A 25,090-nucleotide genomic window follows, 5' to 3' on the forward strand; every position below is an offset into this window, starting at 1 on the left:
CTTGGCGCTTCGATGTGGGGCGATCAGGCTTCAGCAGACGCGGGAAGGCGGCCGAGCTTGGTCCAGTGCTGCTTGTAGAGCGCGTGCTGGTTTTCCAGCGACAACCCCTGCACGACTGCATTGACGAACACGCCGGGGCACCCCACGCGCTCGGGCGGGATTTCGCCCACCTCCACGATCTCGTTCACCTCGACGATGGTGTAGTCGCCTGCCATGGCGATGTCGCGCTGATTCTGCAGCGCCGTGCCGCGAAACTCCACGTTGCCGAAGATGTCGGCGCGCCAGCCTTTGATGATCGACACGTCGGCGCGCAGCGGTGGCTCGACAAAGCACGTGAGGCCGTCCACCGTGATCGTCGGCTTGGGCGTGCCGCGCTCGGGAAACATGCCTGGCTGGTCGAGGATGCCCACGCCCACCGGCACCAGCGCGCCGCCCAGGCCCAGGGCCCCGGCGCGTACCTTCTCGGCCCAGGTGCCCATCGGGAAGAACTCGGTCACACGCACGCTGTCGGTCAGGTAAGCCTGCGTCGACTCATCGGTGGTGCCGACGTGCGTGCCGATGAACTCGGCCAACTGGCCCGAGGCAAACAGCTTGGCTTTGAGAAAGCCGCCGCGCAGCCCCGGCGTGTTGGTGATGAGCGTGAGCTGCCCGATGTTGCTGGCGAGCAGTGCCTCGATACAGCAGGCCGGCTCGCCGGCGCCCACGAACTCGCCAAGCATCAGCCGGCTGCCGCTGCGGACGTGTCGGATGGCCTCGTCCACGGAAAGAACCTTGTTGGCGTAGCGCATGGTGTCTCCTGTCGTTGCCGAACGCCGTTGGGTATCGGGCCCGGCTTGCGGCGCAGTGTAGGAGGGGGCTCGGCTTGCCGATGTCTTCTGGATGACATTTGCTCAGGGTTTGCTGGGGGAGCATCCCGTATAGTTCTGTGGCATTGCCTGGGTGATGCCGACTGAACAAATCGGCCTCACCGCTGTCGCACCAGGGCCGGCCAGGCCCTGTCCGGTCGCCCTCCCGCCATTCCACACGCCTGAACTTCACACGGAACGCATGCACGTCGAGACCCCGCTTATCTCTACCGTCATCGGCGGCCTGGTGCTGGCCTTCATCTTCGGCACCATCGCGCAGCGGCTGCGCATGCCTCCGCTGGTGGGCTATCTGGTGGCGGGCGTGATCGCAGGGCCGTTCACCCCAGGTTTTGTGGCTGACCAGAGCCTGGCGCCGCAATTGGCAGAACTGGGCGTGATCCTGCTGATGTTCGGTGTCGGGCTGCATTTCTCGATGAAGGAGCTGATGGCGGTCAAGGCCATCGCCATTCCGGGCGCGCTCGGGCAGATTGCACTGGCCACGATGATGGGCATGGTCCTGGCATGGCTGCTGGGTTGGGGGTGGGGGCCGGGTTTCGTTTTCGGACTGGCGTTGTCGGTGGCAAGCACGGTGGTGTTGCTCAAGGCGCTGGAAGAGCGGGGGATCGACAACACGCACGAAGGCCATATCGCAGTCGGCTGGCTGATCGTGGAAGACCTGGTGATGGTGGTGACGCTGGTATTGCTGCCGGCGCTCTCAGGTGCGCTGGGCGGCGCCGGCAGCGCGTCGGTCAGCGTATGGGACATCGCCAAGGTCCTGGCGATCACGCTTGGCAAGGTGGTGGCGTTTGCCGCGCTGATGCTGGTGGTGGGCCGCCGCGTGATCCCCTGGATGCTTGAGCGCATTGTCATGACCGGCAGCCGAGAGTTGTTTCGCCTGGGCGTGCTGGCCACCGCGCTGGGCGTGGCCTATGGGGCGACGGTGCTGTTTGGCGTGTCGTTTGCGCTGGGAGCGTTTTTTGCGGGCATGGTGCTGGCCGAATCCGAATTCAGCCAGCGCGCGGCGGAAGAATCGCTGCCACTGCGCGATGCGTTTGCGGTGCTGTTCTTCGTGTCGGTGGGCATGCTGTTTGACCCGCGCGTGCTGATCGACGATCCCTGGGCGGTGCTGGGCACGGTGCTGATCGTGGTCGCGGGCAAGTCGTTGGCAGCCTTTGTGGTGGTGCGGGCCTTCGGTCATGCCAACCGGACGGCGCTCACGATCTCGGCCAGCCTCGCGCAGATCGGCGAGTTTTCGTTCATCCTGATCGGCTTGGGTATCAGTCTGGAGATCCTGCCAGTGCGTGCACGTGGCCTGCTGCTGTCGGCGGCCATTTTGTCGATCCTGCTCAATCCACTGATGTTCGGCATCATTGACCGCCTGAACAGGCGTGCCGCGGTGGCCGAACCGGCCCAGGCAGAATAGCGAATCCACCCGAGGCCGCGCGGCGGTCGGCGCGCCTGCCCAACCCGTTTCTTGAGCGAGGAGTCCACATGAGTAATCTGACTATCGGTGTGATCGTCGGCAGCCTGCGCAAGGCGTCGTTCAACCGCCAATTGGCGAACGCGCTGATCGGCCTGCTGCCGGCGGAGGCCACGGCCAGGTTGATCGAGATCGGCGAGCTGCCGCTGTACAACCAGGATTTGGACGGCAACCTGCCCGAGGCCGTTCAGCGCTTCAAGGCCGAGGTGGCGGGCGTGGACGCTCTGCTGTTCGTCACGCCGGAATACAACCGCGGTATTCCGGGCGTGCTGAAGAATGCCATTGACTGGGGTTCACGGCCGTACGGCCAGAGCGTGTGGGGCGGCAAGCCCGCGGGCATTGCCGGGGCATCGCCAGGGGCGATCGGCACGGCGCTGGCGCAGGCGCAATTGCGCAACGTGCTCTCGGCAGTCGGCGTGCAGATCGTGCCGTTGCCGGAGGTGTTCTTTCACTTTGCGGGGGAGCCCTTCGATGCCCAGGGCGGGGTGACGGAGGCGCGAACGCGCCAGTTCCTGCAGGGGTTTGTCGACCGATTCGTCCAGTGGGCGGGCGGGAGGAACGCCTGAGGCGCGCCCGACGAATCGATCGGTTTGTATTCAAGGCCGGGCAGGGAGGGGGCTCCTGCTCGGCCGTTTTACTGACGAGGCGGGTCTCAGGCCAGGAAAGCGGCGGCGCTGATGAGCCAGCCTGCTGCGACGCAGCTTGCGATCCAGGCGGCCATGACGGCGCCAATATCCAACCATTTCATGATTGTTCTCCTTACAACACTTGCATTGCATGTCCAGGCAGTCGATATCTGAACAAGTGCGCGAAGTTTAGGTGTTGCGATGCGGAAGAACAATACGATTCGGAGTGAACAGACTGTTCCAAAGGTAAGAACAAATTTCAGGGCTTGTGTGGCGTGGTCTGCGCTGGCAGTCCGGCAGATCATCTCGCGGTTTCCTGATGTTGCAACGCAAAAAAAACCTTCGGCATGGTTGCCATGTCGTGCCCCGGCTGAGGCTACTTCGTACGGAAGGTTGCGGCTACCGCATCGGCAAAGCGGGCCTCTTCAGCAAACTCCGGCCGGCCGAGCCCGGCTGTGCTGATCACGCGCAGCAGGTACACCGCACCATTGCAGAAGAAGGAGGCGTACCCACGGACCATCCCGGTCCTGCCGTTTGAGGTATGCCACTCCAGTAGATTACCCGGCGCTCGCCCAGCAGCCGCTGCGCGGGCGGCCTGCGGTGGACCAGGCGCACCGCCCACGCGGGCTGGTCGCCATGCACACGCGATTCCATGTGGTTGAGCAGGATCGCCAGGTCGCGCGGTGGCCGCGCTTCCAGGTATCGCGGCGTGCCCTTGTCGAAATCGGATTTGCGCACCGTCACCAGGCCAAACCTTCAGACGGCGAGGCCTGTTGCGCAAACACCAGGCGCGACGGCCCGACGGGCGAACTGATGGTCTCGGCGACGGCGGGGGTGGGGCTTCGCTGGTCAGCCGCAGGGGCCTCCACGTGCGTGGCAGGGCGATGGTCGTGTCGGTGTCGACGTGCAGGACGACCGGGCTGGCAAACTTGGCGGACGCAACGCAGCCACAAGGTGCCAACCCCGCAAGCGCCATCCACACGGCAAAGCGTGTGCTCGCGCCGATTCCTGGCGCTGTTCTCCCCCGTTTCCCAACATGTCGGCTGGCACTGGGGGGCGCCAGCACTGCGTGGCGGGGCATCGAATGGATTAGTCCGCATGGCGGGGTGAGGGGTGGCTCCATCAGATTGCCTGCCGATGGCTCTTTTCACAGGGCCACGACATTCGGTACGGTGATACATCGCTGTTCTGTTGTCCCGATGCCCGCTCTCGTATGACTGCCACCACGCTCAATTCTTACCAACAACCGATCGGCACAGCCCTTCCGGATTGGGGCCCTCGCCCGCTGCCACCGCATACGCCGTTGGCCGGTCGCTACTGCCGACTGGAACCGCTTGATGCTGCGCGCCACGCCGACGGGTTGTTCGATGCCTTTGACCAGGCGCAGGACGGTCGCGACTGGACCTACCTGATGGAGGGGCCGTTTGCCGATGCGGACGCGCATCGCGCCTTTGTCGAGCGCATTGCGGCGCGGCGCGATCCGCTGCAGTACGCGGTGATCGACGCGCGCACCGAGCGTCCGATCGGCACGCTGGCGCTGATGCGTATCACGCCCGATCACGGCGTGGTGGAGGTGGGGGCCGTCACGTTCTCTCCATTGCTGCAGCGCACGCCGGCCTCCACCGAGGCGCAGTACCTGCTGATGAAGCACGTGTTCGACGATCTCGGCTACCGCCGTTACGAGTGGAAGTGCGACAGCTTGAACGCGCCATCGCGGCAGGCCGCGCTGCGGCTGGGCTTCCAGTTCGAGGGGATCTTCCGCCAGGCGGTGGTCTACAAGGGCCGCAGCCGCGATACCGCGTGGTTCTCCATCATCGATGCCGAATGGCCCCAGTTGCGGGCCGCGTTCGAGCAGTGGCTTTCGCCGGAGAATTTTGATGCCGCGGGCCGCCAGCGCGCGTCGCTTACCGCGCTGCGTTCGTCTTAGCCTTGACCCGCTGCACGTCTATACCGTCGCACCGGTCTGGCACGGGGCGGCCCCCCCCGAGCGTGGTTCAAGTGTCGGGTGAAGATGTGTCGGCATACATGCCCCGCAGGGCGAGCGCGCGTTCGGCTTCTGGCAGGGCCAGGATCGAGCGCGCGAAATCGATCAGCGCCCGGCAGCGTTCGGCCGGCGCCGCCGTGTGGCGCAGTGCGGGCACCGTCAGCATGCGTTGTTCTTCCAGTGGCAGCGCGGCCACCGCCAGTTGCAATACCGGCAAGGTTTGCGCGCGGGTGACAACAGGGGCGTGTTCCGGGTCGGCCGCCTGTACCAAGTCGGAAAACAGGGCCCGCTCGCGCGTGACCAGGGCGCGCGGCAGCCGCGCAGCGGCCGCGCTGGCGTCGGCTGTTCCATCCAGGTAAGCCACGCAGGCTTCAGGGCTCACGCGTTGCAGGGCCTGGGCCTGTTCGATGGTCAGTTGCGCGTTGGCAAACAGCAGCGTGTCGGGCGCGGTCGGGATCAGCGCGTGATACAGCTTGACCGATTGCGCGTGCAGCAGGGCCATCACCTCGGCGTCGCTAGCATTGCGCTGCAGGTCTAGCCAGATCGTGTCGATCAGGCGGCTGAAGTGCGCGGGGTACTTGCGCTCCAGTGCGGCATAGAGTGCTGCGCCGCGCAGTTCGGCGGCCAGCGCCTCGCGGCTGCCCAACTGCGTGGCCATGGTCGCGTATTCGCCGCCCGGCGAGACACGCGTGACGACATGGTTGTCCAGCAGCTCCTGTGTGGCGGGAAACCACATCTGGTCAAACGGCGTGTCCTGCACTCGGCGCACGAACGCGTCGGGCAGGCCAGCGGCTGTGTAGGCGCGCCAGAGTTCGTTGTCGGTGGCGCCGGGGGTCTGGTCATGGTCGGCGCCGACTGCGCGCGGGCGGTGGAATCCGATGCGCGCACTCGGCGCGGCGGCGCGGTCTTCCCCGGCCAGGAACGCCATCGTGCAGGCTGACGCGCAGGTACGCTCCACATAGGTGCGCAGATGATGGCGGCGGATGACATCCGCCACCAGCGTGCCTTCGCGCAGCCAGCCGCCTTCGGAGCGCAGCACGACGGCTGTGGCGCCGGGCGTCTTGCGCAACGCGGCTTCCAGCGCATCGGCCGCGCCGTCGTTGATGCCGCCGGTGAAGAGGATGGCGCGCCCGTCGCGCTGCGGCATCACCGTGAAAGGCGAGGCAGCCTGTTCGCCCAGTGCCGTGCGCAGATGCGCGTGCAGGCGCGGCAGATCGTTGATGACGCGCGAGCCTGTGCCGATGGCGCCCAGCGCGATCATCAGCTTGGCGACGAATGGCCACAGGTTCGTCATTCCGGCCCGTCGGCAGCGTGCCTGTTCATGCTCGGCTGAACGCCAGGTGCCAACCACGGCCCAGACCCACAGCGCCACACCCAGGATATAGATGACCAGCAGCGCCGATGAGGCCGCGCGTGCCGGCGCATTGTGCGCCAGCGCGTGCGTGACGCCAGCGCTGAGTGCCACGACGCCGAACTGCATCAGCGCGGTATGCAGCCAGTACGAACGGGCGAGGCTGTAATCGCCGCGCCAGTGGCGGGCGAAGAAATTGCGGGACGGGGCGTGCGCCGGACGCGGATCGGCGGGGGTGGTCGGGGGGCGGGTGTCGCTGGCAGCGAAGGTCATGCGGGTTCTCGATGCCGCGTGTGGCAGGGCCGTAGGGGCGTTTGGGGGATTATCACCGCCGGCACCCTGGGCTGGCGCCCCCTCGTTGGTCGGGAGGGGGGGGCGCGATTCGGCAGGTGCGTCACAAAAGTTGGGCTGCTGCTGAAATGCCGAAGCGCTCTAGGCTCTGACCGATACCAGCGGCGGCTCTGCCGGAGCGATCGCTTCGGCGCTGGCCGGGTGGGCGGCCTGTGCTGCCTGGCGAGCGTGCAACCGGGCATCGGCCAACGAAGACGAGCCGGCGATCTTGTCGGTGGTGCGCGCCTTGGCGGGCGCATCGGTGTTGGCGGACGACGTGCTCTGGTGGTTTTGTAGCGCGTTTTCGGCTTGCTCGAGCCCCTTTTGCGCCTGCAGGCGCGCGATTTGCGCCTGGACAATCTGGATTTGCTGGCTCAGCAGTTGCGCCTGCTCTTGAGCCCGGTCGGCTGGAAGCCCTTGTTTGGGCAAGTCCGTCAAGGATTTCTGCAGGTTCTTGAGTTGGCGCTGCAGACGATCGATTTCTGTGGCCGAACTGCTCCCGCCGCCCGAGGCGCCGGTGGCCGCAGTGCTGGAAACGGAAGAGGAAGAGAGTTGCATTGCCATCTCGCAGGTCAGTACGCCCTTGATCGGATGGCTGGCGGAAAACTTTAGGGTCCGGCGCAGAAATTTTTGTGGTTTCTGCGCCGGACCTTGGGGGAGCGCGGCTGAGGAACAGCCGCTTTTTCGACCTTACTCAAAGACGCGCACCTTGGACGGGGCCGCTGCATCGACCGGTTCGCGGGCCTCGCCGCTTGCTTCGCGCGGCGCCGGGAAGCCCCGCACCTGCTCGAAAGCTGCGTCGACACCTCGGCCGCCAGCGAACGCGATGCCGCCTGCATCACGTGCGCCTTGTCGAGCCACTTGAAGCGGTACGACATGGCGCGGTCGTTGTTGTTCTGGTTGGTGAAGCGCACTCGGACGACCATGCGGCCGCCGCGCTCGGTGGCGCGCAGGGCGGAGACCTTGATGCAGGTCATCTCACCCTGGGCTTTCGACGCGTGCGGCGATCGTGTCGGCAGCGGCGGGCGTGGCGGTCAGGCGGGCGGTACCGGCGGCAAAGGCTAGCGCGCATGCGGCTGCGCGGGCGGCAGGCGCAGGCCACGCGGAAACTGCAGGAGAAACGGAACGGACATCGCTCGTGACTCGGTTGAGGTGACGAAACGAAAACCGCCCGCGCTCAAGCCGAGCAGCAGGCGAGGGGAGCGGCTTACTGCGCCGACGCGCCGGAACGGGTGGCGACTGCCGCCGACGTGCGTGCCGGTGCGCCGCGCCGCTCAGCTGATCTCTAAACCCTAGGCTCCGCCACAACGCCCCAGATGCCGATGGGCGTAGCGGGCAACCTGTTCGTGACGCACACCCCGCTGGGCGCGATGTTCGTGATCTCTGTGCGTGGCGAACCGTAGAGCTCCGCCCGGCCATGCCTGAGCGTGCGTAGGCGCAATCGCGGAAATTCGTGCGTCTCCACCCTGGGCCGCAACTACAGCACTTATCTGACGCTCGCCGGTCGGGCGCGTGCTTCCGGCTCCCTTTGTCGACCTGGCAAGCTTATCGGGGTGGTGTTTTTGTCTTTGTTAACAAGACGCGTCTTCTGTGAGTGGACAAAACGGTAGGAGCAGTCCTACAAAATAGCCATTTGACTGTAGGAACGGTCCTACAGGATGAGCCGAAAAACGGCCGGAATTGTCCTACACGATCTGTAGGACGAGGTAAGAAGTGTCCTACAAACTGTTAACCCGGCATCCGATGCTCACAGTCGCGAAAGTGCGACGCCTTCCCCGTTAATTTTTGGCGTACTTAGGCAATAATATTGCTTTTTTTGTAGAAAGATTAGGGTAAGTACGTGTCAAACGCCTGATTTGACGCATCGTCTATCCAGCCTCTCTGCGTCGGCAATGGCTTCATTTTCAACGTTTATTAACAGTTTTGTAGGAATATCGCCTACAAGAAAACGGCGTACCCAACCCCTCCAAGGTAGGGGGCTCTCCTTCTTTACTTAGCCCGGTCTGAAACCCACAATGTGTTCAACAGAAAACAACTTCGCCATGTCTTCAACGACGTGAGTAAGAAGTAGGCAGGAAGTATCGACAACGGTACGACTGCCAAGATCATCTGGTCCGTGGGGATCGGTGCAGCCCGGAGAGGGATGGCGCGAAACGACAAAGCGTCACCGGACAGCATCGTGCGAGATCAGATGCAGGTTGTACTTTTACTGCACACGACGGGACATACATGGACACGCAAGACATTGTTTCTGAGATCAGCGAGCTGAATCTCACCTACTTGATGCTTGCCCAGCAGATGCTGGCCAAGGATCGTGATGCCGCGCTTTTTCGTCTCGGCATCTCTGAAGAATTGGCTGACATCCTGTTGACGATGTCGCCCGCGCAGATCGTCAAGCTCGCCAGCACGAACATGATGCTGTGCCGTTTCCGCTTCGACGATCACGCCATCCTGGGTCTGGTGACCCAGCCGCACCGTGACAAAGGCCTGCAGCAATCGCAAATGTCGATCCTGCTGGCACGTCAGGCGGTTGAACAGATCAGCTGAGCCGTGTTTGGGCGGGTTTGCCGCCCGGTTCAGTGGTCGCGAGAAGTTCGGGTGGGTAGCAGAAGCAAAGCGGGAGCAGTGCCATGCGTCATACCAGCGTCATGAATGAAGTTGAGCAGATCCACCTTGCGGCGGAATTGATTTCGCTCGGTGCGCGTCTACAACTGCTGGAACAGGAAACCACGCTCAGCCGTGAGCGTCTGGTCAAGCTGTACAAGGAAATTCGCGGGGAATCGCCGCCCAAAGGCATGCTGCCCTTCTCGGCAGACTGGTTCCTGACGTGGTCGCCGAACATCCATTCGTCGATCTTCCTGAATATCTACCGTTTTCTGGGCGAAAACAGTCGCAGCACTGGCGTACGCCGCCTGATTTCGGCCTACAAGCTCTACCAGGAACACATTCATGTCCACGAACAGGAAGAGGTGCTTTCGATCACCCGCGCGTGGATGATGCTGAAGTTCTTCGAAGGGAAGATGCTGCACACCGTGAAGTGCAAGCGCTGCACCGGCCATTTTGTGGCCCACGCAGACGACCTGCACCACGATTTCGTGTGCGGGATGTGCCAGCCGCCGTCGCGCGCAGGGAAAAAAAAGCGCGCTGCTGGCCAGGTCGATGCGATCGCAGACAAGACGATCGACGCCTGAACGGCGCTGACGGGGCGTACGGGAACTCCGGGGAACGACGGGAAATACGGGAGCGCCGGGGGAAGACGGGAAATACGGGAACAAGCCGGCTTGTTCGGCACATAACAAGACAGAACAGAACACAGAGCAGGAAAAGCACAAGGGCTCAGACAGCACAAAAGGGGAAGGGGGTAGGCCGGTCGCCGCGAAAAGCGGCAGACCGGCATTTTTTTTGCCGCCGCGCGTACAAGCGTCGGAAAAAAGGGACGGAAAGCGCTTTCTCCGTCCCTTTTTTCTTTTGATCCGCCTAGAGGGGGTTGTCGGGTGGCGCTCAAGCCGCCCGTTTTACTGCCGTTTTGGGTAGCGAAGGGCATGGCAGATCGGTTTTTTGCTCGTTCTCCCCCATGAAGGAGGGCTGCAAAACCCCGCTCCAAGCCTTCAGTTAACCGGGGCGATGCCGTTAATCCCCTTGTATTGATCGCAGGATCGCCCATTCAGGAGTTTGCCCCCGTGCTAGTCGCCATCGGTTACATCGTGATTCTCGCCTCGGTGTTCGGCGGCTACATGCTGGCCGGAGGCCACCTCGGACCCCTGTTCCAGCCGACCGAGCTGCTGATCATCTTCGGTGCCGGCATCGGCGCCTTCGTCGTCGGCAACGACAAGAAGGCGATCAGCGCAACGGTCAAGGCCATTCCGGGCCTGTTCAAGGGCTCGAAATACACCAAGTCGCTCTATATGGAAGTGATGGCGCTGCTGTTCGTGGTGCTGTCCAAGATCCGCCGCGAAGGGATGATGTCGATCGAGGCCGACATCGAAGCCCCGCACGAGAGCGCGCTGTTTTCCAATTACCCCGCCATCCAGGCCGACCATCACGCGCTGGATTTCATCTGCGATTACCTGCGCCTGATGGTGGGCGGCAACCTGAATCCGTTTCAGATCGAAGCGCTGATGGATCAGGAAATCGACACCCACCACCACGAAGCCGAGCAACCAGCCCGCATCATCACCAAGGTAGGCGACGCCATGCCGGCATTCGGCATCGTGGCCGCCGTGATGGGCGTGGTGCACACCATGGGCTCGGTCGGCCTGCCGCCGGCAGAACTGGGCAAGCTGATCGCTTCCGCGCTGGTCGGTACGTTCCTCGGCATCTTGCTGGCGTACGGCTTCATTGGGCCGCTGGGTTCGCTGCTGGAGCAGCGCGCCGAAGAGTCGACCAAGTTGTTCCAGTGCATCAAGGTGACGCTGCTGGCGAGCATGAACGGCTATGCCCCGGCGATTGCCGTGGAGTTCGGCCGCAAGGTGCTGTTCTCGACCGAGCGCCCATCCTTCGCAGAACTGGAAGACCACGTGCGCGGCGCCAAAACGGCTTAGCGTTGAACCCTTGAGACAGAGCGTGGCCCACGAGCCACGCCGCTAACGACGCAGCACAAACCGACGGGAACGGACCATGAGCAAGTCCAGCACGCCTACCTTCATTGTCATCCGGCGCAACAAGAAGAACGCACACAGCCACCACGGTGGCGCGTGGAAGATCGCCTATGCCGACTTTGTGACCGCCATGATGGCGTTCTTCCTGCTGATGTGGCTGCTCAGCTCGGTGACCAAGGCTGAGCTCTCTTCCGTCGAAACGTATTTCCGCACTCCGCTGAAGGTGGCGCTGTTCGGCGGCGCCGGTTCGGGCGACCAGTCGAGCATCCTCAACGGCAGCCCGGCCATCAAGCAGAACATGCCGCAGCCGAACCCCAGCCCGAGCCCGACCGTGCAGCGCCAGCGCAATATTCGTGACGAGAGCGACGACGCGGCGCTGAACAAGCTCAAGCAGAAGATTGCCGAGATGGTCGAAACGAACCCGGTGATGAGCCAGTTCAAGCACCAGTTGCTGATCGACATGACCAGCGAGGGGCTGCGCATCCAGATCGTCGACCAGCAGAACCGGCCGATGTTCGCCAACGCCAGTGCCGAGGTGCAGCCGTACATGCGCACCATCCTGCGCGAGCTGGGCGCGGCGCTCAACGACGTGCCCAACCCGATCAGCCTGTCGGGCCACACCGATGCCACGCAGTACGCCACCCAGCACGGCTACAGCAACTGGGAGCTGTCGGCCGACCGCGCCAACGCCTCGCGCCGCGAGCTGATCGCCGGCGGCATGAAGCCGGCGAAGGTCAGCCGCGTGGTGGGGCTCGAAGCGTCCGTGCCGCTGGACAAGACCAATCCGTACAACCCGATCAACCGCCGCATCAGCATTGTCGTGCTGAACAACCGCACGGCCGAGGCGGTGCGTTCGGGCGGAGTCGAGCCGGTGGCCGACCTGCGCAACGACGGCAAGGACACGCTGACCGATGCCGCTGCGCGCGCGGCCGGTGTAGCAGGCGCTGCCGATGCAGGCGGTGTGGCGGGCGCGACGGGCGCAGTCGGAACAAGCGGCGGCGGTGGCCAAGCCAAGCCATAAGCGCCGAGGGGAGAAATCAGCCAAATGAGCGAGAAACACATCCTGGTGGTGGACGACTCCACGTCGATCCGCCGCATGATTGCCGCGTGCCTGCGCGAGTGCGGCTTTGCCGTGACGGAAGCCGCTGACGGCACTGCCGCGCTCGAACTCGTGCGCAAGCACGCGGAAGGCAGCCACCACCTCGTGATTACCGACCAGGTGATGCCGTCGATGGATGGCCTCACTCTCATCCGCGCGCTGCGATCGCTGCCGACCTACGCCGACACCCCGATCCTGATGCTGACCACCGAGGCCGACAGCACGATCCGCGACCAGGCGCGTGCCGCCGGCGCAACGGGTTTCCTGCCCAAGCCGTTCGACCCGGAAGGGCTGACGGATTCGGTGATGCAGTTGTTCGAATGGCATGCGCAGACCCACAGGTCTGCTTCGACGCATTAAACGAAAGAGACCACGACATGAATCTCGATCTCAGCCAGTTTTTCGGCGCCTTCTTCGAAGAAGCAGAAGAGCTTCTTGTCGATATGGAGCGGCTGCTGCTCGATCTCGATCTTGCCAACCCCAGTTCCGATGATCTGAACGCCATCTTCCGTTGCGCGCACTCCATCAAGGGCGGTGCCGCAACTTTCGGCTTTACGCACATGACTGAGCTCACCCATGTGCTGGAGTCGATTCTGGATCGCGCCCGCACCGGCACCCTGCAGTTGCGCGAAAACATGGTGGATGCCTTCCTGGAAACGAAAGACGTGTTGAAAAGCCAACTTGATGCCTACCGGCAAGAGCACCCAATCGATACGGCCACGCTCGAATACATGGTGGCCAAGCTCAACAGCCTGACCGCCGAGGAAGGCGCCGTCGCAACTCAGCCTGTGCCGGCAGCGCCGGTAGCCGTGCCTGCGCCGGCGGCGGTCGAGCCCGTCGCGGCAGAGCCGGAAGTGGCGCCTGTTGTGGCGGAGGCCGCAGTTGGCGACATCGATGGCGGCCTGGACATCAAGCTCATCGACGTCTCCAACGAAGACTGCGAGCTGATCGTCACCGAGCTCAAGCACCTGGGCACGGTGTTCAGCCACGCGCGCAACGGCCGCAACAGCGACATCGTGCTGCAGAGCACCTGCACCGCCGACGACATCATCGCGGTGAGCTGCTTCATCATCGATGCCGACCAGATTGTCATCACGCCGCACGTGGGCGCTGCTCCTGCCGCCGCTGCCGTACCAGTGCTCGAAGTTCAGGTGGCTGCCCCGACGCCCGCTGCCGCGCAGACCGAGGCGCATGCTCCAGCCGCCAACGAAGTCGCACCGGCGCCTGCCGCTGCGGTCGCTACCCCGATGCCGTCACGCCCGGCTGCCGCCGAAAAGCCGGCGGTTGCGGCGGAAACGTCGATTCGCGTTGGCGTGGAAAAGGTCGATCAGCTCATCAACCTGGTGGGCGAACTGGTCATCACGCAGGCGATGCTGGCGCAAACCGCATCGTCGTTCGATCCGGTGCTCAACGAACGCCTGTTCTCCGGCCTCTCGCAACTCACGCGCAACGCGCGCGACCTGCAGGAAGCCGCCATGTCCATCCGCATGATGCCGATGGACTACGTATTCAACCGCTTCCCGCGCTTGGTGCGCGACCTGGCCCACAAGCTGGGCAAGCAGGTCGAGCTGTCGACCTTCGGCAAATCGACCGAGCTGGATAAGGGCCTGATCGAACGCATCATCGATCCGCTGACGCACCTCGTGCGCAACAGCCTGGACCACGGCATCGAACTGCCCGAGGCCCGCGTGGCCGCCGGCAAGGACGCGGTGGGCCAACTGCTGCTCTCCGCTGCACACCAGGGCGGCAACATCGTCATCGAGGTGAGCGACGACGGCCAGGGCCTGAACCGCGACAAGATCCTCAAGAAGGCGCGCGAGCGCGGGCTGGCCGTGTCGGACAACATGACCGACGACGATATCAACCAGCTCATCTTTGCGCCGGGCTTCTCCACCGCTGACCAGGTGACGGACGTGTCCGGCCGCGGCGTCGGCATGGACGTGGTCAAGCAGAACATCCAGTCGATGGGTGGCTATGTCGAGATCCAGTCGCAGCGCAACAAGGGCACCACGATCCGCATCGTGCTGCCGCTCACGCTGGCGATCCTGGACGGCATGTCGGTCAAGACCGGCGACGAAGTGTTCATCCTGCCGCTGTCGAGCGTGGCCGAATCGCTGCAGCCGCGCCCCGAAGACATCAAGGCCGTGCCGGGCGGCGGCCGCCTGCTCAAGGTGCGCAACGAATACCTGAGGCTGGTGCCGTTGCACGAGCGCTTCCGCATCACGCCGTCGATTCCAGATCCGTCGGAGGGCATCGTCGTCATCCTGGATTCGGAAGGCAAGAAGATCGCCCTGCAGATTGACGAGCTGGTCGGCCAGCAGCAGGTGGTGGTCAAGAACCTCGAAACCAACTACCGCAAAGTGCCGGGCATCTCGGGCGCGACCATCCTGGGCGATGGCAGCGTGGCACTGATCGTCGACGTGTCTGCGCTAATGCGCGAGACGCGCGTGGGCCATTCAGAAACCGCCACGCGTGCCGTTAGTGCCGAGAAGCAGGAGGTGGGCGAAGAGCCGGGTGGCCGGTTCTCGACCGAGGCGATGGCCGCAGCATAAGCGTCCGCGCTTTCCCGGGTGGGATCAGCCGCCTCACAACACATTCAATCGATTGGCCCGGCAGGGCCGAGGGGAGCCGCAATGAAAGTCAAGGAACATGCGATCGGGGAAGACACCGGCGGGGAGGAGTACCTGGCCTTCACCCTCGGGCGCGAAGAGTACGGCATCGATATCCTGAAGGTGCAGGAGATCCGTGGCTATGAGACCGTCACGCGCATCGCCAACGCACCCGACTTCATCAAGGGCGTGATCAACCTGCGCGGCATCATCGTGCCGATCGTCGACCTGCGCATCAAGTTCCAGCTCGAGCGGGTTGAATACAACCAGTACACCGTCGTCATCATCCTGAACCTGAAGGATCGCGTGGTTGGCATTGTGGTGGACGGCGTGTCGGACGTGCTGACGCTGCAGAGCCAGCAGATCAAGCCGGCGCCGGAGTTTTCGGGCGCGCTGGATACGGAGTACATCCGCGGCCTGGGTTCTATCGACGAGCGCATGCTGATCCTGGTGGACATTGAGCATCTGCTGATGTCGGCCGACATGGCGCTGTGTGACGAGGCCGAGGTGGCCTGATCGCCAAGGCGTCAAGAGAACAGGCGGCAAGCGACAAGACACCATGCGACGGAGCGCAATGCGCATCCGCCAGCAAACGAGGTGCTGCGCGGGAAGGGGAGGAATATCGTGTTCAGCAGAATGACCATCCGGCTCCGGCTGGGGCTGATGATGGCGGGCGTGGGCATGCTTGCCGTCATCGTGGGCGTGACGGGCCTGATCGGCATGCGGCACGCCAATACCCGTGTGCAGGACACGTACACCGTGCAACTGACCGGCGCGGTGGCATTGGCTGAATCCGATTCCAACCTGTTGAGTTTCCGGATTGTGCTCGACCGGGCGGCCATGGCACCGGGTGCTGCGGACGTGGGCAAGACGATCGAGCGCGCCAGGATGTTCCTCGGCAAATCCGATGACGCGTGGAAGCGTTACCGCGCACTGGCCACCACGGCGGACGAGCGCAAGCTGGCGGATGAGGCAGAGGCCCTGCGCGGTAGGTTCCTGCGCGACGGTGCCCAGGTGCTGATCCAGGCGATCCAGGCTGGTGACCAGCCTGCCGTGACCAAGACGGTGATGGACGTGATGCCCGTCCTCTATCGCCCGCTGGGTGACAAGGTGGCGGCGCTCAATCGCATGCAGATGGACATTGCGCGCGCCAGCTACGAATCCGGCCAGCGCGAGCACAGCAGTCTGAGCGCGCTGACCTCCGGTGTGCTGCTGGCCGGCATCGTGGTCGGCGGGCTGCTGACGTGGGCGTTGCGCCGCTCGATCACGCTGCCGTTGGCGCGCGCTGTCGAGCAGGCCGAGCACATTACGCAGGGCGATCTCACGCACACCATCCGCGTGGATCGTGTTGATGAGACCGGCCGCCTGCTGCTGGCGCTGCAGCGCATGCAGGAGAGCCTGCAGAAGATGGTGGGCCAGGTGCGCGCGGGCTCGGATTCGATTGCCAGCGCGACCCAGCAGATCGCTGCGGGCAATGCCGATTTGTCGCAGCGGACCGAACAGCAGGCCTCGTCGCTGGAGGAAACCGCGTCGAGCATGGAAGAGCTCACGAGCATCGTGCGCCAGAACGCCGACAACGCGCGCCAGGCGAGCCAGCTTGCCGGCAACGCGTCGCACATTGCCGTCAAGGGCGGCGAGGTGGTGGGCCGGGTGATCGACACCATGGCCGGCATCAACGAGAGCAGCAAGAAGATCGCCGACATCATCGGCGTAATCGAAGGGATTGCGTTCCAGACCAACATCCTCGCGCTGAATGCCGCTGTGGAAGCGGCCCGCGCAGGGGAGCAGGGGCGTGGCTTTGCCGTGGTGGCGGGCGAGGTGCGCAGCCTCGCGCAGCGGTCGGCCACGGCCGCCAAGGAGATCAAGGAGCTCATCAGCGATTCGGTCGGCCGTGTTGAGAACGGCTCCACGCTGGTGGCCGAGGCGGGCAACGTGATTGAGGACGTCGTTGCCGCAGTGAAACGTGTGACGGACATCATGGGCGAGATCAGCTCCGCGTCTGACGAGCAGAGCGCGGGCATCGAGCAGGTCAACCTGGCCGTCACGCAGATGGATGAAGGCACGCAGCAGAATGCCGCGCTGGTGGAGCAGGCCGCCGCCGCCGCGATGTCGCTGCAGGAGCAGGCAGACGGGCTGCGTCAGGCCGTGGCGGCTTTCCGTACGCATGCCGGCGCGTCTGCCAGTCAGCAGACCCCAGCCGTTGCGCCTCGCGCGGTTGCGCCGGTCGCCGGTACGCCGGCTGGGCAGGCCAAGGCCGCGCACCGCCGTGTCACCAAGCCTGCATCGGCGCGCAAGCCGCGTGCGGTCGTACATGACAGCGCTGAACCCACGGTGGACGCCGCGATTGCGCCGGCTGCCGAAGAACAACAACACGTGCGCCCCGCAGCCGCCAAGCCGGCCGCGCCAGCGCACACGTTGCAGACACCCAAGCTCGTTGCCACAGGTGGCGACGATAGCGATTGGGCGACCTTTTGACCATGTATGCATGGGATCTTCGCTGCTCGCGAAAGCTCTCTCGTGCGTGTTTGTGGTGTGCAGCCTGCCCTTCGGGGCAGGTTTTTTTTTGCCTGGGCTGGTGCTTACCGAAAAAAGGGGCGATCCCCCACCAAGGTGGCATGGCCCACGGCGGTTCTAAAGAGCCGTCCCCCATGGGCCGATACCGGCTATAGGGGCATCTAAAAAAGAAGAGGGGTAGACAACATGGGTTGGATCAAGCGCTTGCCGGTCTCGACAATTCTGACTGGCGGATTCCTGATCGTGGCCGCCATGGGCGCGGCCATCGGTGGTTTGGGCATCGTCACGATTACGCAGTTGACCCACGCCAGCGAAGAGCTGGCGCAGAAGCAGATGCGTGCCATCACGCAGATGGGCAGCGCCGCCAACAGCCTGGCGCATGCCAGCCGCGCGCAGACCGCGCTGTTGATCGCCACGACCATCACCGAGCGCAAGACGCTCAGCGGTCAGATCGGCGACAGCATGCAGCACCTGAAGGACGGCGTGGACAACGTGCGCCCGCTGTTCGTCTCGGATGAAGGCAAGAAGATGATCCGCGAGGTGGAGGCCATCTACCCCGTGTGGAGCAAGCGCATGAATGACTTCGTTGCGCTGATGGACAAACAGGGCCTGGACCCGACCCAGTTCGACAGCCGCGTCACAGCCGAGAACGTCGGCCTGCTGGACGACACGGCGGCGTTTGAGAAAACGCTCGACAAGATGGTCAAGCGCGTGGAGGAGGTGTCCGCAGCATCCACCGTCAAGGCGCGTGAAGACGCGCAGCGCTCACGCCTGGTGATGATGGTGCTCGCGTGTGCCGGTGCGCTGATCGGTATCGTGCTGGGCCTGGTGATCGCGCGCCGGCTGTCGCGCCAGTTGGGTGGCGAGCCTTCGTACGCCGCCGAGATCGCCCGCCGCATCGCCGCCGGCGACTTGGCCGTGCACGTACAGACCCGCCCCGGCGACCGCGACAGCATGCTGTTTGCGATGGCACAGATGCAGCAGCACTTGACCGGCACCATCAGCAATATCAAGAGCTCGGCTGACTCCATTGCCAGCGCGACCAAGCAGATTGCCGCCGGCAATGCGGATCTGTCGCAACGCACGGAAGAGCAGGCCAGCTCGCTGGAGGAAACGGCTTCCAGCATGGAAGAGCTGACCAGCATCGTGAAGCAGAACGCCGACAACGCGCGCCAGGCCAGTCAGCTTGCCGGCAACGCGTCGAGCATTGCGGTCAAGGGCGGCGAGGTGGTGGGCCGCGTGGTCGACACCATGGCCGGTATCGACGCGAGCAGCAAGAAGATTGCGGACATCATCGGCGTGATCGAAGGGATTGCTTTTCAGACCAACATCCTGGCGCTGAATGCGGCGGTGGAAGCGGCCCGCGCCGGCGAGCAGGGACGTGGCTTTGCCGTCGTGGCAGGCGAGGTGCGCAGCCTGGCGCAGCGGTCGGCCACGGCCGCCAAGGAGATCAAGGAGTTGATCGGTGATTCCGTGGGGCGCGTGCGCAACGGCTCGGCCCTGGTGGCGGAGGCGGGCAGCGTGATCAACGAGGTGGTTGTAGCCGTCAAGCGCGTGACCGACATCATGGGCGAGATTTCCGCCGCGTCGGACGAACAAAGTTCCGGCATTGAACAGGTCAACCAGGCCGTGAACCAGATGGACGAGGTGACGCAGCAGAACGCCGCGCTGGTCGAGCAGGCCGCCGCCGCCGCGCTGTCGCTGGAGGAACAGGCGCAACTGCTGCGCAATGCCGTGTCGTCTTTCCGCACCGACGCATCGGCCGAGCTTGCAGCACATGCGGCGCAAGCGGCTTCTTATGTGCCGGCCGAGGTCGCCAAGCCGGTGGTGCGAAGCGAAGTCCGCCCCGAGGGCAAGACGGAGGTCGTCCGTTCGGTCGCCCGCGCGATTGCTTCGCGCAAATCGGACCGGTCGGCCAAGCCGGTGCCGACTGGTGCCGAGGCACCGACTGCGGCCGAAGCGCCCGCCGTTGCGTCGGATCAAGTCGAAAAAGAGCTGCATGAGGCACATTCAACGACTGTGCCTGCAGTGGCCGCCGCCGTTTCGATGGCTGTTGCGGCGCCAGCCCTCAAGCTGTCCGCCGCTTCTGCCGATGATGATGAATGGAGCACGTTCTGACGCCTGCGCCTCGCCCGGATCACATACAGCACCCAGGCGTGGCACTCGCGGTAACGGTGCCCACCATCGACTGAAAGCGGGCACCGAGACCCGCGCAATTACGGGGTAGTTACGAGGTAGCAATACATGGCACAAACCTTGGCGCCAGTTTCGCCGACGCTCGCGTCGCGTGAGTTTTCGTTCACGGCGGAAGATTTCGCCCGCATCCGCAGCCTGATCTATCGCCGTGTCGGCATCTCGTTGTCCGATCGCAAGAGCGAGATGGTCTACAGCCGTCTGGCCCGCCGCCTGCGCGTGGTCAACCTCGGCTCGTTCCGCGATTACCTCGACGCGCTGGAGAACGGCCACTTGCCTGACGAGTGGGAAGCCTTCACCAACGCGCTCACCACCAACCTGACCGCGTTCTTTCGCGAACAGCATCACTTTCCGCTTCTGGCCGAGCACGCCAAGGGCAAGCGCACGCCGTTCTCGGTGTGGTGCTCGGCGTCTTCCACGGGTGAGGAGCCGTATTCGATCGCCATTACGCTGGCCGAGACCTTCGGCACGATGAACCCGGGGCAGGTGAGCGTGGTCGCCTCCGACGTGGATACCAACGCGCTCGCGCGTGCCCGCGCCGGCATTTACCCGATGGAGCGCGTGTCGGCGTTGTCTGCCGACCGGCTCAAGAAGTATTTCCTGCGCGGTACTGGCAAGCAGGAAGGCTATGCCCGCGTGCGCCCTGAGCTGCAGGCCATGATCGACTTTCGGCAGATCAACCTGCTCGACCGCGATTGGCCGCTCACGCAAAAGTTCGACGTGATCTTCTGCCGCAACGTGATGATCTATTTCGATAAGCCGACGCAGGCCAAGATTCTGGAGCACTTTGTCGATGTGATGAAGCCGGACGGCCTGCTGTTTGCCGGCCATTCGGAGAGCTTCCTGCAGGTCAGCAAGGCATGGTCGCTGCGGGGCAAGACCGTGTACGAAATCGCACCCGAGGTGCGCGCGAAGATGACGGGGGCGCGATGATCGAATTCGGCAAGAAGGCCGTGCCGCGTTCATCCGTGGCCGACATGGCACGCAACGATGGCGGCGCCAATAGCGGCATGAGCGCAGGTGCCATGGCCACGCTCGCACAGTCAGCCGCCAGCACGCACGCGTATTACGACACCACCTTCAGCCGCCGCGCCATGAAGGTGCTGCCTGGCGAGTACTACGTCACCACCGAAGACCTGATGCTGGTGACGGTGCTCGGCTCGTGCGTGTCGGCCTGCGTACGTGACAAGATTCTCGGCATCGGTGGCATGAACCACTTCATGCTGCCTTCGCGCAACGAGGGGGAGTCGATCCTTTCGCCCTCCATGCGCTACGGCACGCACGCCATGGAAGTGCTGCTCAACCAGCTCTACAGGGCTGGTGCGCGCCGCGAACACCTGGAGATCAAGGTGTTTGGCGGCGCGGCCGTGCTGGCCGGCATGAGCACGCTGGACGTGGGCGAGCGCAACGGCAAGTTCGTGCTCGAATTCCTGCGCAACGAAGGGCTGCCCGTGGCGGCCAAGGACCTGTTTGACGTGCATCCGCGCAAGGTCTACTTCGTGCCGTCCACCGGCCAGATCATGGTGCGCAAGTTGCGCTCCCAAGGCTCGGCGGCCGACCTGGACAGCGAAGCGCAATACGCCAGCAAGCTGTCGAAATCCATTGCGACGAAGCCAACTTCGCGCCTGCAACTGTTTACGTAATCCCGTAAATCCTGAGACTTGCTTCCAACATGAACGACAAACGCAAGATTCAGGTGCTGTGCATCGACGATTCCGCACTGATCCGCAGCATCCTGAAGGAAATCATCAACAGCCAGCCCGATATGGAAGTGGTGGGCGTGGCGCCGGACCCGATCATCGCGCGCGACCTGATCAAGCAGACCCATCCGGACGTACTCACGCTGGACGTCGAAATGCCGAAGATGGACGGCCTCGACTTCCTGGAAAAGCTCATGCGCCTGCGCCCGACGCCGGTGGTGATGATCTCGTCGCTGACCGAGCGCGGCTCCGAAGCCACGCTGCGCGCGCTGGAGCTGGGCGCGGTGGACTTTGTCGCCAAGCCCAAGCTGGGCATGCGCGACGGCATGAACGAATACGCCGACCAGATCGCCGACAAGATCCGCGCGGCGGCCCGGGCCAAGCTTCGGCCCCGCACAGCGGCACCTGCCGTCGCGCCTGCGCCGACGCACGCCGCACATGTTCGCGCAGAACCCGGGACAGCTCCGCATATGAGTGCTCCGGCCGCTCTGGCCACCCCCGCGCGTACCCATTTCTCGTCGACGGAAAAGCTCATCATCGTGGGGGCTTCCACCGGCGGCACCGAGGCCATCAAGGATTTCCTGCTGGAGATGCCGCCCGACTGCCCCGGCATCCTGATCGTGCAGCACATGCCGGCCGGCTTCACCACGTCGTTCGCCAAGCGGCTGGACGGCCTGTGCCGCATCCGCGTGAAAGAGGCGGTGCACGGCGAGCGCGTGCTGCCCGGCCACGCCTACATCGCCCCGGGCGACATGCACCTGTCGCTGGGCCGCAGCGGCGCCAACTACGTCACCGAACTGGACCAGGGCCCGCCGGTCAACCGTCACCGCCCGGCGGTGGACGTGCTGTTCCGCTCTGCCGCGCGCAACGCCGGCGCCAACGCGCTGGGCGTGATCCTGACCGGCATGGGCAAGGACGGCGCGGCCGGCATGCTGGAAATGCGCAACGCAGGTGCATATAACGTCGCTCAGGATGAGGCGTCGTGCGTGGTCTACGGCATGCCCAAGGAAGCCGTGGCCCACGGCGGCGTGCACGAGGTCCTGCCGCTGTCGCAGATCGGCCCGCACGTGCTGGCCAAGCTGTCGGCCCATGGTCGTGTGACTCGTGTGTAACGTATAACGTGCAGGTCCGGTGGTTGCGGGGCGCAGCAGTTGGGCGCCCTGCGGCGTTCCAGCGCTCAAGAAACGGCTCCAGGCGCCGATAACACTGCCAAGGTAGTCCCGAAACCCCCCAATTCAGTTAGTTTGCGGAGATTGTGTCCATGGACAAGAGCCAGTTCCGATTCCTCGTCGTCGACGATTTCCCGACGATGCGCCGGATCGTGCGTAACCTGCTCAAGGAACTCGGTTTTTCCAACGTCGACGAGGCCGAAGACGGTGCTGCCGGCCTGGCCAAGGTCAAGGAGGGCCGGTTCGATTTCGTGATTTCGGACTGGAACATGCCGAACATGGATGGCCTGCAGATGCTGCAGAGCATCCGCGCCGATGCCAACCCCATCATCAGCAAGCTGCCCGTGCTGATGGTGACGGCCGAAGCCAAGAAGGAAAACATCATTGCCGCTGCCCAGGCCGGCGCCAACGGCTATGTGGTCAAGCCGTTTACCGCCGCCACGCTGGACGAGAAGCTGGGCAAGATCTTCGAGAAGATGGAAAAAGCGGGGGCGTAATGAGCGAAATGCATGATGGTGCTCACCCTGGCGCCCTCGCGAGCGCAGCCGAAAGCGTCAACCCGGCCGACATGCCGGAAATGCTCCAGCGCATTGGGCATCTCACGCGCATGCTGCGCGAGAGCATGCGCGAGCTGGGCCTGGACAAGGGTGTGGAGAAGGCTGCGTCGGCCATCCCCGATGCGCGCGACCGCCTGAACTACATCGCCAACATGACCGAGCAGGCGGCCACCCGCGTGCTCAACGCCATTGACGCGGCCCGCCCCGTGCAGGATGCACTCGAATCCGACGCCGAGGCGCTCGTTACCCGCTGGCAATCGTGGATGGACCGCCAACTGGGTGATGAAGAAATTCGCGATCTGGTCGGCCAGACCAACGGCTTCCTGCGCAGCGTCCCGCAAAAGACGCGCGACACGAACCAGCAGCTCATGGAAATCCTGATGGCCCAGGATTTCCAGGACCTGACCGGCCAGGTGATCAAGAAGGTGCTGGATGTTGTCCAGCTCATCGAGAGCCAGCTTGTCGGCATCCTGCTCGACAATGCGCCGGAACATCTGCGCGTGGAAGTGGGGTCGACGCTGCTCAACGGCCCGCAGATCAATCCGGATCATCCGGACGTGGTCGCCAACCAGGAACAGGTCGACGACCTGCTGGAAAGCCTGGGGTTCTAAATCTGCATTGCTGCGGGCCCTGCGCCCTCGCTTGGCGCGGGCACCGGCATTTGTCCACTTGGTCCGCCACAGGCGGGCGGCCGTGTCTGGTCGACGTGCCTCAGTGGTTCCCTAGCGCGGCTTGGGCCAGCATGGCTTCGATCTGCGCATCCTTTTCCTCCCAAAGCTGCGCAAGCCAGCGGTGAAACTCGCTGCGGAACGCCGCATCGGCGGTGTAGTCGCCCGCGCAGAGGCCGGCTGGGATGGGCAGTTCGCGGATGTGCACCATCACGCGGCCAGCCCGGCCGCTCGCCAGCGTCCAGAAGCTGGGCGTGCCATCCGGATAGGCAATGCTGACGTCCAGCAGCGCCTGGAATTGTTCGCCCATGGCGTTGAGCGCCAGGGCCATCGCCCCAGCCTTCGGCTTGAGCAGATGGCGGTATGGTGACGACTGCTCCCGATGCTTGGCCGCGGTGTAGCGCGTGCCCTCTGCAAAATTCATGACGCTGGTGGGCACGTGGGCAAACTTGGCGCAGGCGCGCCGCGTGGTATCGCGATCTTGATCGCGCAGTTCCGGATGCTTGCGCAATGTCGAGCGCGAGTGCCTGCGCATGAACGGAAAATCCAGTGCCCACCAAGCCAGTCCGATCACAGGTACATAGATCAACTGCTGCTTGAGGAAGAACTTCAGCAGCGGTATGCGCCGGTTCAACACGCGCTGCAGCACGAAGATATCGACCCAGGAGCGGTGGTTGCAGTTGACGAGGTACCAGCCGGCGTAGCGCAAATCACTGACGCCTTCCACGCTCCAGGGCTCGCGTTGCAGTAGGCCGATCCACACGTCGTTGCAACTGATCCAGCTTGTGGCGATGCGATTGAGCAGCGGGTCGATCCGCCGCCGTACCGCTGCCGCCGGCACAAGCAGCTTGAACAAGGCGAGCAGGAACAGCGGCATGCTCCAGAACACGGTGTTGAGTGCCAGCAAGAGCAGACTGAGCAGTCCCAATCCGCAGGCCTGTAGCGAGCGGATCAACGGTGTGTTTGGCGTAGGCGGCGGCGATGAAGGCCGCGTGGGTTCGGATATCGAGGGCACGATGGCGCGTCTGGACCGGGATGGGTTGATATTAGGCATGACCAACAGTGTCGTGCAGACGTTGTCGCGATGCCTTGGCCTGCATCAGGAAACATGATGCCTCGAAGCATCGGCGTCGAACATTCTGCCTTGCTCGATGGCTCGCGACGCTGATGGTGACGGCATGCGCGGCGGCGTGGCAACTTGCGGCGATGACACGACCTGGGCGGATCTTGCAGGCGATCAGAAGGATGCCAAGAGCCGTGATATCCCAATGGTATTTCCCTGCCCGCCGTAGGGACGTTTGCACCTTATAACGGCTCACAAAGCCTTGCCCTGATTGGCGTCAAGGCTTGAAGCGGCATTCATTCCT

The 25,090-nt window shown here is 64.0% G+C and carries 24 protein-coding genes; 18 read left to right on the plus strand and 6 right to left on the minus strand.

The genetic code is table 11. The annotated features are described in order from the left end of the window. Window positions 1-23: 23 nt before the first annotated feature. Complete coding sequence (locus B4F51_RS22950; RefSeq protein WP_296229053.1) at window positions 24-788, minus strand: CoA transferase subunit A; 765 nt, start codon at window positions 786-788, stop codon at window positions 24-26. A 259-nt stretch (window positions 789-1,047) separates the two neighbouring features. On the opposite strand from B4F51_RS22950, the gene B4F51_RS22955 reads away from it, so the two are divergent. Both B4F51_RS22955 and B4F51_RS22960 read left to right on the plus strand, forming a co-directional pair. Then, complete coding sequence (locus B4F51_RS22955; RefSeq protein WP_296229054.1) at window positions 1,048-2,268, plus strand: cation:proton antiporter; 1,221 nt, start codon at window positions 1,048-1,050, stop codon at window positions 2,266-2,268. Window positions 2,269-2,336: 68 nt separating this feature from the next. After that, window positions 2,337-2,891: an NADPH-dependent FMN reductase gene (locus tag B4F51_RS22960; RefSeq protein WP_296229055.1), complete on the plus strand. Its 555-nt coding sequence runs from the start codon at window positions 2,337-2,339 to the stop codon at window positions 2,889-2,891. Window positions 2,892-3,327: 436 nt separating this feature from the next. On the opposite strand, the gene B4F51_RS22965 is transcribed toward B4F51_RS22960, so the two are convergent. Further along, window positions 3,328-3,471, minus strand: a complete 144-nt coding sequence (locus B4F51_RS22965; RefSeq protein WP_296229056.1) for a hypothetical protein — start codon at window positions 3,469-3,471, stop codon at window positions 3,328-3,330. A 693-nt stretch (window positions 3,472-4,164) separates the two neighbouring features. Between B4F51_RS22965 and B4F51_RS22970 the strand changes: the two genes are divergently transcribed. Next, window positions 4,165-4,878, plus strand: coding sequence for a GNAT family N-acetyltransferase (locus B4F51_RS22970; RefSeq protein ID WP_296229057.1), 714 nt, complete (start codon window positions 4,165-4,167; stop codon window positions 4,876-4,878). 67 nt (window positions 4,879-4,945) lie between these two features. Here B4F51_RS22970 and B4F51_RS22975 read toward each other — a convergent pair whose 3' ends face one another. The 3 genes from B4F51_RS22975 to B4F51_RS22985 all read right to left on the minus strand — a co-directional run bounded on the left by B4F51_RS22975 (window position 4,946) and on the right by B4F51_RS22985 (window position 7,593). Beyond that, window positions 4,946-6,559, minus strand: coding sequence for a hypothetical protein (locus tag B4F51_RS22975; protein WP_296229058.1), 1,614 nt, complete (start codon window positions 6,557-6,559; stop codon window positions 4,946-4,948). 159 nt (window positions 6,560-6,718) lie between these two features. Beyond that, a complete protein-coding gene (locus B4F51_RS22980) occupies window positions 6,719-7,174 on the minus strand; it encodes a FlxA-like family protein (protein WP_296229059.1) in 456 nt (151 codons plus the stop codon). Window positions 7,175-7,224: 50 nt separating this feature from the next. Further along, complete coding sequence (locus tag B4F51_RS22985) at window positions 7,225-7,593, minus strand: DUF1425 domain-containing protein (protein ID WP_296229060.1); 369 nt, start codon at window positions 7,591-7,593, stop codon at window positions 7,225-7,227. A 1,252-nt stretch (window positions 7,594-8,845) separates the two neighbouring features. Here B4F51_RS22985 and flhD point away from each other — a divergent pair. The 14 genes from flhD to cheZ all read left to right on the plus strand — a co-directional run bounded on the left by flhD (window position 8,846) and on the right by cheZ (window position 23,666). Continuing rightward, a complete protein-coding gene (gene flhD / locus B4F51_RS22990; protein WP_004627783.1) occupies window positions 8,846-9,163 on the plus strand; it encodes a flagellar transcriptional regulator FlhD in 318 nt (105 codons plus the stop codon). A gap of 83 nt (window positions 9,164-9,246) precedes the next feature. Next, window positions 9,247-9,807, plus strand: a complete 561-nt coding sequence (gene flhC, locus B4F51_RS22995; RefSeq protein ID WP_296229061.1) for a flagellar transcriptional regulator FlhC — start codon at window positions 9,247-9,249, stop codon at window positions 9,805-9,807. A gap of 489 nt (window positions 9,808-10,296) precedes the next feature. Further along, window positions 10,297-11,157, plus strand: a complete 861-nt coding sequence (motA, locus tag B4F51_RS23000) for a flagellar motor stator protein MotA (protein ID WP_296229062.1) — start codon at window positions 10,297-10,299, stop codon at window positions 11,155-11,157. 76 nt (window positions 11,158-11,233) lie between these two features. Then, on the plus strand, window positions 11,234-12,235 hold the full coding sequence (gene motB / locus B4F51_RS23005; RefSeq protein WP_296229063.1) for a flagellar motor protein MotB: 1,002 nt from the start codon (window positions 11,234-11,236) through the stop codon (window positions 12,233-12,235). Between the two features lie 24 nt (window positions 12,236-12,259). Next, window positions 12,260-12,673, plus strand: a complete 414-nt coding sequence (locus tag B4F51_RS23010) for a response regulator (protein WP_296229064.1) — start codon at window positions 12,260-12,262, stop codon at window positions 12,671-12,673. A 17-nt stretch (window positions 12,674-12,690) separates the two neighbouring features. After that, complete coding sequence (cheA, locus tag B4F51_RS23015) at window positions 12,691-14,865, plus strand: chemotaxis protein CheA (protein ID WP_296229065.1); 2,175 nt, start codon at window positions 12,691-12,693, stop codon at window positions 14,863-14,865. Window positions 14,866-14,946: 81 nt separating this feature from the next. Then, window positions 14,947-15,438 carry a chemotaxis protein CheW gene (locus B4F51_RS23020; RefSeq protein WP_296229066.1) on the plus strand — a complete coding sequence of 164 codons (492 nt, stop codon included), beginning with the start codon at window positions 14,947-14,949 and terminating at the stop codon, window positions 15,436-15,438. Between the two features lie 108 nt (window positions 15,439-15,546). Beyond that, complete coding sequence (locus B4F51_RS23025) at window positions 15,547-17,397, plus strand: methyl-accepting chemotaxis protein (protein WP_296229067.1); 1,851 nt, start codon at window positions 15,547-15,549, stop codon at window positions 17,395-17,397. Between the two features lie 225 nt (window positions 17,398-17,622). Next, window positions 17,623-19,554 carry a methyl-accepting chemotaxis protein gene (locus tag B4F51_RS23030; protein ID WP_296229068.1) on the plus strand — a complete coding sequence of 644 codons (1,932 nt, stop codon included), beginning with the start codon at window positions 17,623-17,625 and terminating at the stop codon, window positions 19,552-19,554. A gap of 126 nt (window positions 19,555-19,680) precedes the next feature. Beyond that, the gene (locus B4F51_RS23035) at window positions 19,681-20,562 is read left to right on the plus strand and encodes a CheR family methyltransferase (RefSeq protein ID WP_296229069.1); all 882 of its coding nucleotides are present in this window, start codon (window positions 19,681-19,683) and stop codon (window positions 20,560-20,562) included. Between the two features lie 92 nt (window positions 20,563-20,654). After that, window positions 20,655-21,272 (plus strand): chemoreceptor glutamine deamidase CheD, encoded by a 618-nt coding sequence (gene cheD, locus B4F51_RS23040; protein ID WP_296229146.1) that lies wholly within the window; start codon window positions 20,655-20,657, stop codon window positions 21,270-21,272. A gap of 29 nt (window positions 21,273-21,301) precedes the next feature. Beyond that, the gene (locus B4F51_RS23045) at window positions 21,302-22,441 is read left to right on the plus strand and encodes a protein-glutamate methylesterase/protein-glutamine glutaminase (RefSeq protein WP_296229070.1); all 1,140 of its coding nucleotides are present in this window, start codon (window positions 21,302-21,304) and stop codon (window positions 22,439-22,441) included. A gap of 149 nt (window positions 22,442-22,590) precedes the next feature. Then, entirely contained in the window at window positions 22,591-22,995 is a 405-nt protein-coding gene (gene cheY / locus B4F51_RS23050; protein WP_296229071.1) for a chemotaxis response regulator CheY, read from the plus strand. After that, window positions 22,995-23,666 (plus strand): protein phosphatase CheZ, encoded by a 672-nt coding sequence (gene cheZ / locus B4F51_RS23055; protein ID WP_296229072.1) that lies wholly within the window; start codon window positions 22,995-22,997, stop codon window positions 23,664-23,666. The genes cheY and cheZ overlap by 1 nt, the downstream gene beginning before the upstream one ends. Before the next feature lie 100 nt (window positions 23,667-23,766). Here the strand turns inward: cheZ and B4F51_RS23060 are convergent, their stop codons facing one another. Next, on the minus strand, window positions 23,767-24,678 hold the full coding sequence (locus tag B4F51_RS23060; RefSeq protein ID WP_296229073.1) for an acyltransferase: 912 nt from the start codon (window positions 24,676-24,678) through the stop codon (window positions 23,767-23,769). On the opposite strand from B4F51_RS23060, the gene B4F51_RS23065 reads away from it, so the two are divergent. Then, on the plus strand, window positions 24,599-24,835 hold the full coding sequence (locus tag B4F51_RS23065; RefSeq protein ID WP_296229148.1) for a hypothetical protein: 237 nt from the start codon (window positions 24,599-24,601) through the stop codon (window positions 24,833-24,835). The two genes, B4F51_RS23060 and B4F51_RS23065, sit on opposite strands and share 80 nt — an antisense overlap. Window positions 24,836-25,090 lie beyond the last annotated feature (255 nt).

It is taken from the genome of Ralstonia sp. UBA689 (genome assembly GCF_002298975.1).
Classification (GTDB): domain Bacteria; phylum Pseudomonadota; class Gammaproteobacteria; order Burkholderiales; family Burkholderiaceae; genus Ralstonia.